This window comes from Streptomyces sp. GB4-14, assembly GCF_022696125.1.
Classification (GTDB): domain Bacteria; phylum Actinomycetota; class Actinomycetes; order Streptomycetales; family Streptomycetaceae; genus Streptomyces; species Streptomyces werraensis.
In genome coordinates this window covers 4798461-4812937 of sequence record NZ_RZHO01000002.1, presented here as the reverse complement: position 1 = coordinate 4812937, position 14477 = coordinate 4798461, and the positions used below count along the sequence as shown (strand labels likewise).

The following is a 14477-nucleotide window of genomic DNA, read 5'->3' as shown; positions in this document are numbered from 1 at the left end:
GTGGGTAAGCGTGTTGAAACCTACGGAACCGCACTGACTTCGCACCGATTCCTGTGACGGGTGAACACCCGTGGGGCGAGCCGCGTACTCATGGGCGCCGCTTCCCCTCACGGGCGCCTCGATGCCCCGCACAGGGATGCCCCGCAAGGAAGTCAGAGGAGTTCCATGGGACGCAACACAAGAAAACGCCGTACACCGCTGGCCACCAAGGTGATAGCCGGGGCGGCGGCCCTGGCGATCGGTGGGGGCGGTCTGGTCTGGGCCAACTTCTACGCCTCGGCGCACGAGGAGGACGGGGGGCACAACGCCACCAAGTCGGGGCAGGTCCGGGTCGCCACGATCAACTGTCCGGACGTCGGCCAGAAGCTGACCAAGGTGCCCCGCAAGGCGCGCTGGGGCGTCGCGCGTGAACTGGCGCGGCTCGACCGCCAGATCACCGACGCGTACACACGCCTCGCCGAGACGCGCCAGGCGCAGGCGGGCGACGCGAGCTACGTCGACAACGCCATCCTCGGTCCGCTGAAGGACAAGCGCAGGGCCACCCTGGACCGCATCAACATCAACATCAAGCGGGCCGGCGGCCAGGAGCGCGACCTCGGCCGGTTCGCCCGCTGCCAGGGTGTGCCCGCCGAGCAGCCCGGCAACGGTGACGGCGGTCAGGACGACGGCGGCCAGAACGACGGCGGCGGCCAGGACGGCGGCCAGAACGGCGGCGGCCAGGACAACGGCGGCCAGGCGGGGAACGGTCCGGTGGCGGACGACTTCATCCGCATCGAGGACGTCCAGCCGGGCACCCGCAACCTGCCCAACGGCCTCGCCGCGAACGGCGACACCGGCTCGACCGGCAGCTTCACCACCGTGTGCGGCACCAACGAGAACGCGCTGCGCAACTCGGACAACGTGATCGTGGCGCCCGGCGTCAGCAACGGCGCCCAGCACCAGCACGACTACGTCGGCAACCAGGCCAACAACGCCTTCGCGAGCGACGAGGACCTGGCAGGCGGCGACACGAGCTGCCAGAACCAGGGCGACAGGTCGTCGTACTTCTGGCCGGTGCTGCGGATCCAGGACGGCACGCAGGACATCGACCAGGACCAGCCGGGCGGCGGCCAGGACGGCAACGTGGGCAAGATCGTCGCGCCCACCGAGGTGAACCTGAAGTTCGTCGGCAACCGCACCAGCGAGGTCGTCGCGATGCCGCGGGCGCTGCGCATCATCACCGGTGACGCCAAGGCCTTCACCAACGGCCTGGGCAACGCGAACACCGCGTGGAGCTGCACCGGCTTCGAGGACCGCCAGGTGACGGACAAGTACCCGGTCTGCCCCGAGGGCAGCGGCGTGGTCCGTACGACCAGCTTCCAGAGCTGCTGGGACGGCCAGAACACCGACAGCGCCAACCACCGCACGCACGTCGCCTTCGTCGGCGAGGACGGCAGCTGCCCGAACGGCTTCCAGGCCATCCCGCAGCTCCAGGTCCGCCTGGTGTACGACAACATCCCGGCGCCGCAGATCGACAACGGGCAGCTGGTGAACCCGTACGCGGTGGACACCTTCCCGGAGCAGCTGCACAAGCCGATCACCGACCACAACGACTTCATCAACTTCTTCGACGAGGACCTGATGAACGAGATGGTCCAGTGCATCAACAGCGGCCAGGACTGCCAGTAGGCGGCAGGGCCCGCTGAGGGACCCGAGGGGAAGCTGAAGGAACCGAGGGAAAAGGGAGAAGGCCGGCGGTGGGGGAACCCACCGCCGGCCTTCTGCCGTGCCGGGCGTCCGGGCGGCTCAGCCGTGGTGACCGCCCTTGTTGTGGCTGCCGCCGGGATTCATGTGCTCGGAGCCCTCCTCCAGGTCGCCGCCGAGCTCGGTCCGCAGCGCCTCGACCGTCCTCTCCTCGCCGACGGCGACCCACTTGCGGCCGACGAGGTAGTAGCCGCCGTAGTCCTTGGCCGTGTTGAGCCACTCGGCCTGGCCGCGGTCGGTGGAGAAGGTGGCGAGGACGTACTTCTCGTCGCCCTTCTCGCACAGCGCCTGGCGGATGGTGTCGGCGTCGGTCTGCATGTCGGGGTCGCACTTCACCTCTGCGGCCAGCTTCTCCAGGCTGCCCGTGGCGGTGGGCGGCACCGCGTGCTCCCCGTGGCCGCCGGACCCGCAGCCCGCAAGCGCCAGGGCCGCCACCGCGCAGGTCAGCGCGAGCTTCGGTCGGGTCACCCTCATGTGTTCCTCCGGTCTTGACGGCGACATCGTGGGGCGGCGACATGCCGCTCGGAGCCCCGGCGCGGGGCCCTCGGCATTCGATACGGCTGCGGCGCGCCCGGCGCTCAATCGCCGCGCCGGGTCCGTGCGGACGGTGGCCGGAAGGGCGCGGGTGTCAGGTGACCATCGACTCGTTCGCTCGTTCTGCTGAACGTGCAGTCACAGGATGCCGCCGCCCAGTCCCCCGCGCTCTCCTCCCCGGCCGGTCCGGCCGTGGACGTCGAACAGGCCGAGGCCGCGCTCGTCGAGCACTATCCGCGGCTCGTGCGGCTCGCCTACCTGGTGCTGCCGTCCCGCATGGGCCGTACCCGGCGGGTGCTCACCGCGCACGCCCTGGTCCAGCGGGCGCTGCCCCGGGGCCGGGCCGACGCGCCGGTCATCCCCGCGCAGAGCGCCGGCCGGGACGGCGACCCCGGTTACACGCTGGTGCGGCTGCAGGTGGTGCGGTCGGCGCTGGAGGCGGGACTGCCGCTGCGTCGCCGGGGTCTGCCGAAGCGGTCCCAGCTGCCGCCGCTGCTGCCGCAGGTGTGGGGCCTGCAGGTGTTCCCGCGGCCGGGCGGCGCCGACGAGTTGACGCTGGACCAGCGGCTGTCGGCGCTGTCCGGTCCGGCCCGTGCCGCGCACGCGCTGCGCGGTCTGGAGCGGCTGCCGAACGCCGACGTGCGCCGGGTGCTGGACGACGCGGGCGTCGCGGACCCGGACGCCGCCCTCGCGGAGGCCGACGGCATCCCCGACCCGTACCGGCTGCTCGAGTCCCCCGAGTTCGACCCCTGTTCGCTGCAGGCCCGGCCGACGGACCTGCTGCGCCGCCGCCGGCATCTCAAGGCCGGGCTGGTCGGGGCGGCGGCGCTGGCGGTGTGCGGGGCGCTGCTGTCGCTGCCCGGTGACGGCTGGGGCGCCGACGGCCCGGCCGCTCCCCCGTACGCGCGCAACGCCGCCGCGCAGGCCGCGCTGGACCCCGCGAAGCTGACCCGGGTGCCGGCCTCGGCGTGGAGGACGTCGGCGCGTACGGACTTCTCGGTGTGGCCGGCGCGCGGCGCGCTCACCGGCGACCGCGCGCTGCTGCGCCGCGCGCTCGCCGTGTGGGCCCGCCCGGGTGAGGGCGTCACCGCCTCGGCCACCCCGGGCACCCCCAGGGGCGGGCCGGCCGGACCGCCCCAGCTGCTGTACGCGGGGACGGTGGACGCCGCGCGCGTGGTGATCCTGTACGACGGCTGGCGTCTCGCCCGGTACGCCGAGCCGGAGGAGGGCGCCCGGGGCGCCGTCCTGGACCTGGCGCGGGTCGACGGGGCCGGGCGGGCCGGGGCGAGCGCGGTGGTGCTGAGCCGCTCGGACGGCAACGTCCGCTTCCTGCTGGCCCCGTGGGTGCGGGATGCGGGCGAGCGGGACCTGCGAGAGCCGGACGAGGGCGCGCGGGAGCTGCCTCTGGAGGACGGGGTGACCGGGCCGTTCGTCTCGGGGCAGGGACGGGAGCCGTGCACGGTGTGGAACGCGCTGGAGCTGTCCGACGGCACCGGCACCCGGCTGCTCACCGACCTCGGCGAGCTGGTCCCGGCGCGGCTGACCACCGGGCGTCCGGGCGAGGTGAAGGACGTGTCCGGCGCGAAGGCGCTGCGCACCTGGCAGCCGTACTCCTGCTCGCTGGCGGCGATGCGGTCGGCGGGCGTGCGCAGCGTCAACGCCTGGGCGTACGCGGACCAGCCGCTGCCCGGCGGCGACGGACGGGCCGAGTGGCTGTGCACGCGCGGGGAGACCTGGCGAGGCACGGGGGCGCGGGTGCTGGCGCAGTTCCACTCGCCGGGCGCGCGGTACGGGGCGGTGGCGGCGCGCGCGGAGAACGTGCCGGCCTGCGGGGAGCGGCAGCCGGACGTGCTGGCCGGGGTGTTGTGGAAGTCGGCCGGCGGCTCCTGGTACCTGCTCGCCGCCGGCAGCGACGGGGTGGAGTCCGTGGAGGCGACCGGGGGCATCGAGGGCGAGGCGGAGGACCGGCTGCTGTCGGTGCGCGCCGAGAAGGGTGCGCGGGCCGACCTCAAGGGCACACTCGAGGACGGGGGGTCGGTCGGCGGGCTGCGGTGATCCGGGGGAAAACCGGCGCGCGGTCCGGTCCGTGGGAGGCCGGAATCGATCGGTAAGGTGTTCGTATGAGTACCGGGGTGCGTCGGAGGATGGGAGTCGAGGAGCGCCGGCAGCAGCTGATCGGCGTGGCTCTCGAACTGTTCAGCAAGCGTTCCCCGGACGAGGTCTCGATCGACGAGATAGCGTCCCGTGCGGGCATCTCGCGCCCGCTCGTCTACCACTACTTCCCCGGCAAACTGAGCCTGTACGAGGCCGCGTTGCGGCGGGCGGCGGAGGATCTGTCGTCCCGGTTCTCCGAGCCGCACGAGGGTCCGCTGGGCTCGCGGCTACGGCGGGTGATGGCGCGCTTCTTCGACTTCGTGGAGGAGCACGGCCCCGGTTTCTCCGCCCTGATGCGCGGCGGCCCCGCCGTGGGCTCCTCCACCACCAACGCGCTGGTGGACTCGGTGCGTCAGGCCGCCTACGAGCAGATGCTGGCGCACATGGGCGTGGTGGGCCCGGCGCCCGCCCGGCTCGAACTGGTGGTGCGCTCCTGGATCTCGCTGGTGGAGTCGACGGCGCTGATCTGGCTGGACGGGCGGCGGGTGCCGCGCGAGGAGCTGGAGGCCCAGCTGGTGCAGGACTTCGCGGCCCTGGCCGCCGTCGCCGCGGCCCGCGACGAGGAACTCGCCACGCTGCTGCGGGGACTGGTCAAACAGGAGCCGGGCGACGGCCCGTTCACCGATCTCGCCGCCCGGATGATCTCCCTGGCCGAGGAGTAGGCCTGCCTACTCGCCCTCGGACTTCCGGTAGGACGGGTCGAGGTCGCGGATCTCCGCGGAGGCGTGCAGCATCTGCCCGCCGGCCGGCTTCGCGTGCTGCCGCAGCAGGCCGACCACCGTCTCGCTGAGCCTCGCCTTGGTCTCGTCGGTGCGGCCGGACAGCAGGGCGATGTGCACGTGCACCAGCGCGTGCCCCTCGGTGTCGGGGCCGACCACCGGGTCCTCGGTGCGCCGGAACCGCGTCTTGCACGCGGGCGGTTTCGCCGCCGCGATCTCCACCACGGCCAAGTGCAGGTCCCGCGCGAACGCGGGCCGGTCGAAACCGTCCGCCAGGTTGTCCGAGTAGTCGACGGTGATCTGCGGCATGGGCCCTCCTGTTCCAGGTCAGGAGGGCCCACCCTAGCCGCAGCCGGTCACTTGGCGGTGAACACCGCCACCGTGCGGGCCGGCACGGTGAACGTGCCGGTCGCCTTCGCGTACGACGCGGTCCTCACGACCGCGTCCCCGCCCGCCGCCTGCACCGGGTGCAGACGGTGGTCCGTCCCGGCGAGAGCGGCGACGCGCTGCTGCTGCCGTTCGGGCGTGGCGTTGAAGACCACGACCAGGTCGCCCAGCCTCATGGTGATCACGCCGGGCGTCTCGTGCTTGCCGGACAGCGGGAACGACAGCCGCGACTGCACCTGGTCCGCCGTGTCGAGGGAGAACACCTTCTCCGTGGTACGGATCCGCAGCAGGTCCCGGTAGGCGGCCGAGGCGCCCTCGATCTGCGGGCAGCCCACCGTGACGGAGCCGAGCAGCGGCTTGGCGTACGGCCACTTGTCCTTGTTGTCGGCGGCCGGCGGCAGACCGCGGCCCATGCCGTTGCCGTCCGCGCAGTTCCAGTGGATCGCGTTGAACCAGTCGCCGCTGTCGTAGGAGTTGCGGTCCAGGGACTTGGAGCGCAGCAGGTCGGTGCCCGCCTGGGAGAGCGCCGGGCCCTGGGAGAGGGCGGCGGTCGCCATGGCGAGGACCTGCATGCGCGCGCGGTCCGCGGCCGGGGTGTCCTTCGGCAGCTTGAAGGCGAGCGCGTCGAACAGCGACTCGTTGTCGTGCGCGTCCGCGTAGGCGAGGGCGTCGCCGGGGGCGGCCGCGTATCCGGCGGGTGCGCCGTTGTAGTCGACCTGGGAGCCCTTGACCTGCTTGCCGCTGGTGTCGGTGAACGTGTAGTCGGCGAGGTTGCCACTCAGACCCACCTTGATCAGGTCCTGGTAGTGCAGCAGCCGGGCCTTCTGCTCGGCCGGAGTGCCGCCCGCGGCCGAGGAGTTCGGGTCGGTGTAGAGGCCGGAGGCGAAGCCCTGCACGCCGGGGTCCTCGTCGAACGGTCCGCCGCCGCGCACGGCGTCGCGGGCCCGGTCGGAGAAGGTGGCGATGCCGGTGCCGGCCATGTTCAGCTGCGTGGCCTGGACGAAGCGGGCGTCGTCGGCGATCTCGCCGAAGTTCCAGCCCTCGCCGTACAGGATGATCTTCTTGCCGTCGACGCCGTCCTTCTTCGGCGTGAGGGCGTCGAGGGCCTTGCGGACGGCGAGGATGTTCGCCTTCGGGTGGTGGCCCATGAGGTCGAAGCGGAAGCCGTCGACCTTGTACTCCTTGGCCCAGGTGACGACCGAGTCGACGACCAGCTTGCCCATCATGGCGTTCTCGGGCGCCGTGTTGGAGCAGCAGGTGCTGTTGGCGACGGAGCCGTCGGCGAGGAGCCGCTGGTAGTAGCCGGGGACGATCCGGTCGAGCACGGAGGTCTTCGCCTGGCCGTGGGCGGCGGTGTGGTTGTAGACCACGTCCATCACCACGCGCAGGCCGTCCTCGTTGAGCGCCTTGACCATCTCGCGGAACTCGGCCGTGCGGGCGGTGCCGTCCGGGTCGGTGGCGTAGGAGCCCTCGGGGACCGTGTAGTGGTACGGGTCGTAGCCCCAGTTGTAGGCGTCCTTGGCCGCGGCCTTGGCGACGCACTCCTGCTGCTTGTCGGAGTCGGCCGGGTAGGAGGCGAGGTCGCAGTCGGCGGTCGCCTGGTCCGACTTCCGCTCGGGGATGGTGGCGATGTCGAAGGCGGGCAGCAGGTGCACGTACGACGTGCCGGCCCGCGCGAGCTTGCGCAGGTGCCTGCTGCCGTCGCTGTCCTTGTCGGTGAAGGCCAGGTAGGTGCCCCGGTGCTTCGCCGTGCGGTCCTCGACGGAGAAGTCGCGGATGTGCAGCTCCTGGATCTGCGCGTCCTTCAGCGGCACCGCCTTCGGCTTGGTGTAGCTGTCCCAGCCGCGCGGCTTCAGGGACCGGTCGGCGAGGTCGACGACGAGGCTGCGCTCGGAGTCGGTGGTGAGGGCGGTCGCGTAGGGGTCGGTGACCTTGTTGGTGACGACCTCGCCCGCGGCGGGCGCCCACACCGTCACGGCGTACCGGTACTCCTCGCCCTTCCAGGAGGCGGGGCCGGTCACGGACCAGACGCCGGTGGCGTCGTCGCGGCGCATGGCGACCGTGCGGCCGCCGATCTCCAGGGCGGCCTTCCGCGCGGTCGGCGCCCACACGGACAGGGTGGGCCGGCCGTGGCGGAACACCGGGCCGAGCCGCGCCTCGGTGGCGCCGACGGCGTAGAGGTCGTCCAGGACGCCGGCGATCTGCACGCCGGTGGCGGCGAGCACGGCGCCGTTGGCGGCACGCTGGGTGGCGACGACCTGGCCGCGCAGGGCCTCGCGCACCCGGTCGCGGTCGCGCGGGTCGACGGTCCAGGCGGTGCCCGTGGCGAGGTGCGGGAACTTCGCCTTCTGGGCGTCGGTGAGGGCCGACTTCGTCAGGCGGAGCCAGCGGGCGTCGCCGCTGTCCAGCTTCCCGTCCCTGACCGTGACCGAGCCGGTGCGGGAGGCGAGGAGCTGGGTGGAGGCGGCCGCGGCGGAACCGTCCCAGACGAGGGTGGAGCGGTCGATCCAGACCGCCTTGGAGGTGGTCAGGTCGAGGGCGGCCGCGGACCCTGCGGGCTGGGGCAGCAGGTACTTCTCCTGCCCGCTCACCAGCCACACCTCGTGCCCGTTCGCCCTGAGGTCGAGCGACTGGTCGGAGGGGAGGTCCTTCTCGTCGCCCTTGTGGAGGATGTAGCTGAGGCTGGTGGCACCCTCGGCGAGCGGCACCTCGAAGACAGCGCCATAGGAGTCAGTCTTCACCGGTTCCAGGGGCTTCGACCAGTCGGTGGGGTTCGCGGCGCCGGTCCAGGTGTGCAGGCCCCAGCCGTCGTAGTTCCCGTCGGCGCGGTGGTAGTGCAGGACGGCCTTGCCGGTGTCCTGCGCCGGGTACTCGGGCCGTTCGGTGGTGACCGTGTCGTCGCCCTGCTTGATCCAGACCTCGCCGGTGCGGGTCACGTCGATGGTGCGGTCGGTGGCGACGTCCTTGTTGCCGTCCTTGTCGACCACCAGGAAGCCGACGTCGGAGGCGCCCGGCTTCAGCTTGACCCAGGCGAAGGCGCCGTAGGCGTCGCGGCCGGTGAAGGCGTGGCCCGTGGGCCATTCGGTGGCCTCGCCGTCCGCCAGGTCGCCCCAGGCGTACAGGCTCCAGTCGTCGTAGTCGCCGTCGGGGCGCTGGTAGTGGACGATCGCGTAGTCGCGGGAGACGGCGGTGGGCTCCTCCTCGGCCGGCGGGGTGCCGGTCGTCGAGGCGGCCAGGGCGCTCGCGGTACGGCCCGCCGAGTCGATCACGACGGCCTTGTAGCGCAGGGCGGTGCCCGCGGGGACGTCCGCGCCGATCGTGTGGGTGACCTTGTAGGGGGCGTGGTCGGCGGAGCCGAGCGTCTGCCACGTCCCGTTGCCCGTCTGGGCGGCGAAGACGACCCGGTTGAGCTGACCGCCCTGCACGTCGGCGGTGACCTCGACGGTGCCGGTGGCGCCCGCCTCGGGGGCCTTCAGGGTGAGCGCGGGCTTCGCCTCGGGCTTGCCGAGCGGGGCGGCGGCCTTCAGGACGATCGCGGAGCGGGCCGGGACGGCGACCGTGATCTTCTTGTCCGCGTCGCTGGCCACGGTCGCGTCGGTGCCGTGGATGCCCTCGAAGGTCATCCGGGCGGAGCCGGTCGCGAAGGTGGCCTTCTTCGTCTCGGCGGCGTTGTTGAAGGCGACGACGTACTCGGTGGTGTCCTTGCCGGTGGCGGTGCGTGAGAAGGCGTAGACGCCGGGGCCGTCGTCGGCGTGGCGCTCCTGCTGGACGCCGTCGGTCAGCGCCGGGTGCGCCTTGCGGAGCTTCGCGAGGGCGCTGATCTGCCGGTAGAGCGGGGAGCGGGTGTCGTAGGTGTCCTCGGCGTGGGTGCGGTCGCTGCCGATCAGGTCGTCGTCGAGGTAGTCGGCGGTGCGGGACGCGAAGAGGGTCTGGCGGGCGTCCTTGTCGCCGCCGGCGCCGGTGAAGCCCTGCTCGTCGCCGTAGTAGATCACCGGGTTGCCGCGGCCGAGGAACATCAGCTCGTTGGCGAGCATGTCCCGCTTCAGCAGCTCCGCGTCGGACGCCTCGGGGTTGTCCTGCTTCAGGAACGTCCCGATGCGGCCCATGTCGTGGTTGCCGAGGAAGGCGACCTGCTCGTACGCGTTGGCCTTGTCGGTCGTGTACTTGTAGTCGTCACCGAAGACCGAGGCGAGCTTCCTGGCGCTGCCGCCCTGGGAGGCGTACGCGCGGGCCGCCTCCTGGAAGGGGAAGTCGAGGGTGGCGTCGAGCCGGCCCCGCGTGACGTAGGGGGCGGTGACGTCCGTGTCGGAGGAGTACACCTCGCCGAACATGAAGAAGTCGTCCCGGCCGCGCTTCGCCGCGTAGGCGTCGAGGGCGGTGGCCCACTGGGTCCAGAACTCCATGTTGACGTGCTTCACGGTGTCGATCCGGAAGCCGTCGATGTCGAAGTCCCGCACCCAGCGCTGGTAGATCTTCTCCATGCCGTCGACGACCTCGGGACGCTCGGTCCACAGGTCGTCGAGCCCGGAGAAGTCGCCGTACTCGGCGGACTCGCCGGCGAAGGTGGAGTCGCCGCGGTTGTGGTACATCGACGTGTCGTTGAGCCAGCTCGGCACCTTGAGGCGCTTCTTCGCCGCGGGCACCACGGGGGTGCGCGGGAAGGTGCCGGAGTCCACGCGCGGGAACGTCTTCGCGCCGTCGGCGTAGTCGGAGTCGTCGAAGGGCACGCCGTCCTTCGTCAGGTACGGGAAGGCGCCCTTGGAGAGGTAGTCGTAGGACTTCTCCTCGTAGTCGACGACGTCGGCGGTGTGGTTGGTGATGACGTCGAAGAAGACCTTCATGCCCTTGGCGTGGGCCTTGTCGATGAGGGTCTCGAGGTCCTCATTGGTGCCGAAGTGCGGGTCGACCTGGGTGAAGTCGGTGATCCAGTACCCGTGGTAGCCGGCGGAGGCGTCCTTGCCGGTGCCCTGCACGGGCTGGTTCTTGAAGATGGGCGCCAGCCAGATGGCGGTGGTGCCGAGCCCCTTGATGTAGTCGAGCTTCTGTGTGAGGCCCTTGAGGTCGCCGCCCTGGTAGAAGCCCTTGTCGGTGGGGTCGTACCCGTGGATGAGGCGCGAACCGGTCAGTCCGCCGCGGTCGTTCCTGGTGTCCCCGTTGGCGAAACGGTCCGGCAGGACGAAGTAGAACTGCTCCCGCGTCAGATCGTGGCGCGCCGGGGAGGAGGCGAGCTCGGCGTCCGAGGGGGGCGCGGGCGGGGTGGCGGCTCGGGCGGCGACCGGCTGCACGAGTGCCGCGGCGAGCGCGGCCACCGTGACGGCGGCGACGCGGCGGCCCCGCGCGGTGCGGCGCCCCGGGGGCGCGGGCCATCTGGGTATCAAGGCGTGAACTCCTTGCGCTTACGGCTCATTGGGTCTGACCCACGCCCCGGCGGGGACTGTTTCGGCCACATCACCGGAGCGTCGGCGTGACCGTACCCTCGTTGAAAGCCTTACAGCAATAGTCGTGAAAGCGTCGGCAAGAACTTCCAGTGGGAGCTTTCCGTCAGGTGCGGACGAGTCCGGCACACAGGTGCGCCGCCGGTCGTCGGTGGGGCGGCGCGTGTACTTCGGCGAGGGACCCGTCGGCTGACGTCCGGCGGCCACGGAACCGGCCGCCGGACGTCACAGTCGTGCTTCAGCAACCGCTCTTGCCGGCGTACACGGCGAGGGCGGTGTTGCTGCCGAGGGTCGCGGTGAGCCGGCCCGAACCGTCCACCGTCACCTGCTTGTTGCTCTGCACGTCGCAGTACGTGCCCGCCGGCAGGGAGGTCTGGAAGGTGCGGGTCAGCGAGCCGGACTCGTGGTTGACGGCCACGAAGCCCTTGCTGCCCCGGCCGAAGGCGATGGCGTCGCCGCCGTTGTCCCACCAGTCGGTGACGGCCTGGCCGCGGGTGGCGTTGCGGAAGCCGACCATCGACTTGATCTCGGGCCAGTTGTGCTGGCACTTCCAGCCGCTCTGCCAGCAGGCGTCCACGCGGCCGCCGCCCGGAGGTCCGGCGTCGTGGTCGGTGAACTCGTAGCCGGAGTTGATGTCCGGGGCGCCGTAGGGCCAGGCCAGCATGAAGACGTTGGCCAGGGTGTAGGTGGCGTTGTCCTTGTAGCTGAGCGTGGAACCGTTGCGCTCGGTGTCGTGATTGTCGACGAAGACGCCGGCGGAGCCGCTCTTCAGGTAGCCCCAGCCCTCGCCGTAGTTCTTCAGGTAGGCGAGGTTCTCGTTGTTGAAGACCCGCTTGAGGTCGTAGGCGTAGCGGAACTCCTGGACGTCGCCGGTGCCGGTGTACTCGGTGGGCTGGACGGCCTCGCCGGCGCCGTGGATGACCTCCTGCTTCCAGTAGACGGAGGGGTTGGCCAGGCGGGACTTGATGTCGGCCAGGTCGGCGGCGGGGATGTGCTTGGCCGCGTCGATGCGGAAGCCGTCCACGCCGAGGGAGAGCAGGTCGTTCATGTACCCGGCGATGGTCCTGCGGACGTACTCCTCGCCGGTGTCGAGGTCGGCGAGGCCGACCAGTTCGCAGTGCTGGACGTTCCAGCGGTCGCCGTAGTTGTTGATCTCCGACGTGCAGTTGTCGAAGTCGTAGGAGGAGTACAGGCCCGGGTAGGTGTACTTCGTGTACGACGAGCCGCCCGTGCCCGTGCCGTTGCCGGCGGACATGTGGTTGATCACGGTGTCGACGACGACCTTCACACCGGCCGCGTGACACGTGTCCACCATGCTCTTGAAGGCGGCGCGGTCGCCGAGACGCCCGGCGATCCTGTAACTGACGGGCTGGTACGACGTCCACCACTGCGAGCCCTGTATGTGCTCGGCGGGCGGGGAGACCTGCACGTAGCCGTAGCCCGCGGGGCCGAGGGTGGTGGTGCACTCACGGGCGACCGAGGCGAAGTTCCACTCGAAGAGGACGGCCGTGACGTCCTTGGAGCCGGGCGGGGACGCCTCTGCAACTGTCGGGGTCATGACAGCCGAGGCGGCCGCGAGAGCGGCGATCCCGGCGAGGGTTCTGCGTGCCATGTGGGCATCCTTCTTCATCGAAGGGTGTGGGGAGTGCCGGCACAGGTTGGTTGAATCTTCTTGCAGAAAGGTTCAGCAACCTTGCGGCAACGCAGATGTTAGAGGCCCGCAACCCGAAAGGGCAGCGGGCCGTACCAACTTGAAGGAAAAAAGTTGCGAGGCGTACGACCGTCAGGCCGTCGTCCACCACACGGTCGTGTCGGCCGCGACCACGGCCTCGCCGCCCGTCTCCTCCACCTCGCCGCTGGTGATCAGCACCCGTCCGTGGGCGGGCACGGTCACCGGAGCGCCCGTGGTGTTGGCGACGCACACGAAGTCACCGCGCCGGAAGGCCAGCACGCCCTCGGGCGCCGTCAGCCACTCCACCGCGTCGCCCGCGCCCAGGTCCGCCTGCTCGCGGCGCACGGCGAGCGCCGAGCGGTACATCTCCAGCGTGGAGCCGGGCACGCCGGTCTGCGCCTCGACGCTCAGCTCTCCCCAGCCCTCCGGCTGCGGCAGCCAGCTGCCACCGTCGCCGAAGCCGTAGCTGGAACCCTCGCGGGTCCACGGGATCGGCACGCGGCAGCCGTCGCGGAAGCCGTCCTGGCCCGCGCCGCGGAAGTACGCCGGGTCCTGGCGCACCTCGTCCGGCAGGTCGACGACGTCCGGCAGACCGAGCTCCTCGCCCTGGTAGACGTAGGCCGAGCCGGGCAGCGCCAGCATCAGCAGGGTCGCCGCGCGGGCGCGGCGCAGGCCCAGCTCACGGTCGCCGGCCTCGCGGATCTGGGTGCCGAGCCCCGCCGGGTTGGCGAAGCGGGTGGCGTGCCGGGTGACGTCGTGGTTGGACAGCACCCAGGTGGCCGGGGCGCCCACCGGGCGCATCGAGTCCAGGGTGCGGTCGACGACCTCGCGCAGCTCGGCCGCGTCCCAGTGGGTCGCCAGGTACTGGAAGTTGAACGCCTGGTGCAGCTCGTCCGGGCGGACGTAGTTGGCGGTGCGCTCGACGGTCGGCGTCCATGCCTCGGCCACGAAGATCCGCTCGCCGGAGTACTCGTCGAGGATGAGGCGCCACTGCCGGTAGATGTCGTGCACGCCGTCCTGGTCGAAGAACGGGGTGACATCGTTGCCCAGCAGCCGCATCTCGTCGTGCGAGCCCAGGTCCGGCAGGCCCTCGGCCTTCACCATGCCGTGGGCCACGTCGATGCGGAAGCCGTCGACGCCCATGTCCAGCCAGAAGCGCAGGATGGAGCGGAACTCGTCGCCGACCGCCGGGTGCTCCCAGTTGAAGTCGGGCTGCTCGGGCGCGAAGAGGTGCAGGTACCACTCGCCGGGGGTGCCGTCGGGCTCGGTGACCCGGGTCCAGGCCGGACCGCCGAAGATCGACTCCCAGTCGTTGGGCGGCAGTTCGCCGTTCTCGCCCTTGCCGGGGCGGAAGTGGTAGCGCTCGCGCAGCGGCGAGCCGGGACCCTCGGCGAGGGCGCGCTTGAACCACTCGTGCTGGTCGGAGGAGTGGTTGGGCACCAGGTCGACGATGATCCGCAGCCCCAGCGCGTGCGCGTCGCGGATCAGCGCGTCCGCGTCGAGCAGGGTGCCGAACATCGGGTCGACGGCGCGGTAGTCGGCGACGTCGTAGCCGGCGTCGGCCTGCGGGGAGGCGTAGAAGGGGCTCAGCCACACGGCGTCCACACCGAGGTCGCGCAGGTACGGCAGACGGGAGCGGATGCCTTCCAGGTCGCCCATGCCGTCGCCGTTGCTGTCGGCGAAGCTGCGCGGGTACACCTGGTAGATCACCGCGTCCCGCCACCAGTCACGGCGCCGCGCGACGGTGGCGACGGCCGAGTCGGTCGTGGGGGTCGGGGCCGGGGCGGCGGAGTGCTGGCTCATGTCGTCCTTGGTACGAGTTCGGGCAGGGAA

8 protein-coding genes are annotated in these 14477 nt (G+C 71.5%); 3 read left to right on the top strand and 5 right to left on the bottom strand.

The features are described 5' to 3' along the window. Nucleotides 1-165: 165 nt before the first annotated feature. Complete coding sequence (locus ELQ39_RS23220; RefSeq protein WP_242593766.1) at nt 166-1668, top strand: DUF1996 domain-containing protein; 1503 nt, start codon at nt 166-168, stop codon at nt 1666-1668. Nucleotides 1669-1785: 117 nt separating this feature from the next. Here the strand turns inward: ELQ39_RS23220 and ELQ39_RS23215 are convergent, their stop codons facing one another. Continuing rightward, the gene (locus tag ELQ39_RS23215) at nt 1786-2217 is read right to left on the bottom strand and encodes a hypothetical protein (RefSeq protein WP_225626703.1); all 432 of its coding nucleotides are present in this window, start codon (nt 2215-2217) and stop codon (nt 1786-1788) included. Nucleotides 2218-2409: 192 nt separating this feature from the next. On the opposite strand from ELQ39_RS23215, the gene ELQ39_RS23210 reads away from it, so the two are divergent. Then, complete coding sequence (locus ELQ39_RS23210; protein WP_242593765.1) at nt 2410-4332, top strand: hypothetical protein; 1923 nt, start codon at nt 2410-2412, stop codon at nt 4330-4332. Nucleotides 4333-4397: 65 nt separating this feature from the next. Next, nucleotides 4398-5093, top strand: a complete 696-nt coding sequence (locus tag ELQ39_RS23205) for a TetR family transcriptional regulator (protein WP_190000305.1) — start codon at nt 4398-4400, stop codon at nt 5091-5093. Nucleotides 5094-5099: 6 nt separating this feature from the next. On the opposite strand, the gene ELQ39_RS23200 is transcribed toward ELQ39_RS23205, so the two are convergent. The 4 genes from ELQ39_RS23200 to ELQ39_RS23185 all read right to left on the bottom strand — a co-directional run bounded on the left by ELQ39_RS23200 (nt 5100) and on the right by ELQ39_RS23185 (nt 14447). Beyond that, complete coding sequence (locus ELQ39_RS23200) at nt 5100-5459, bottom strand: 5-carboxymethyl-2-hydroxymuconate Delta-isomerase (protein ID WP_242593763.1); 360 nt, start codon at nt 5457-5459, stop codon at nt 5100-5102. A 47-nt stretch (nt 5460-5506) separates the two neighbouring features. Continuing rightward, nucleotides 5507-10915: a pullulanase-type alpha-1,6-glucosidase gene (gene pulA / locus ELQ39_RS23195; RefSeq protein ID WP_242593761.1), complete on the bottom strand. Its 5409-nt coding sequence runs from the start codon at nt 10913-10915 to the stop codon at nt 5507-5509. Nucleotides 10916-11210: 295 nt separating this feature from the next. Further along, nucleotides 11211-12584 carry an alpha-amylase gene (locus ELQ39_RS23190; protein ID WP_242593759.1) on the bottom strand — a complete coding sequence of 458 codons (1374 nt, stop codon included), beginning with the start codon at nt 12582-12584 and terminating at the stop codon, nt 11211-11213. Between the two features lie 171 nt (nt 12585-12755). After that, on the bottom strand, nt 12756-14447 hold the full coding sequence (locus ELQ39_RS23185) for a glycoside hydrolase family 13 protein (protein WP_242593757.1): 1692 nt from the start codon (nt 14445-14447) through the stop codon (nt 12756-12758). Nucleotides 14448-14477: the final 30 nt, after the last annotated feature.

Bases quoted from the DNA above. Each gene is read 5' to 3' on its own strand.
- ELQ39_RS23215 (WP_225626703.1), bottom strand. From the start codon at position 2,217: ATGAGGGTGACCCGACCGAAGCTCGCGCTGACCTGCGCGGTGGCGGCC.
- ELQ39_RS23200 (WP_242593763.1), bottom strand. From the start codon at position 5,459: ATGCCGCAGATCACCGTCGACTACTCGGACAACCTGGCGGACGGTTTC.
- ELQ39_RS23220 (WP_242593766.1), top strand. From the start codon at position 166: ATGGGACGCAACACAAGAAAACGCCGTACACCGCTGGCCACCAAGGTG.
- ELQ39_RS23205 (WP_190000305.1), top strand. From the start codon at position 4,398: ATGAGTACCGGGGTGCGTCGGAGGATGGGAGTCGAGGAGCGCCGGCAG.
- ELQ39_RS23185 (WP_242593757.1), bottom strand. From the start codon at position 14,447: ATGAGCCAGCACTCCGCCGCCCCGGCCCCGACCCCCACGACCGACTCG.
- ELQ39_RS23190 (WP_242593759.1), bottom strand. From the start codon at position 12,584: ATGGCACGCAGAACCCTCGCCGGGATCGCCGCTCTCGCGGCCGCCTCG.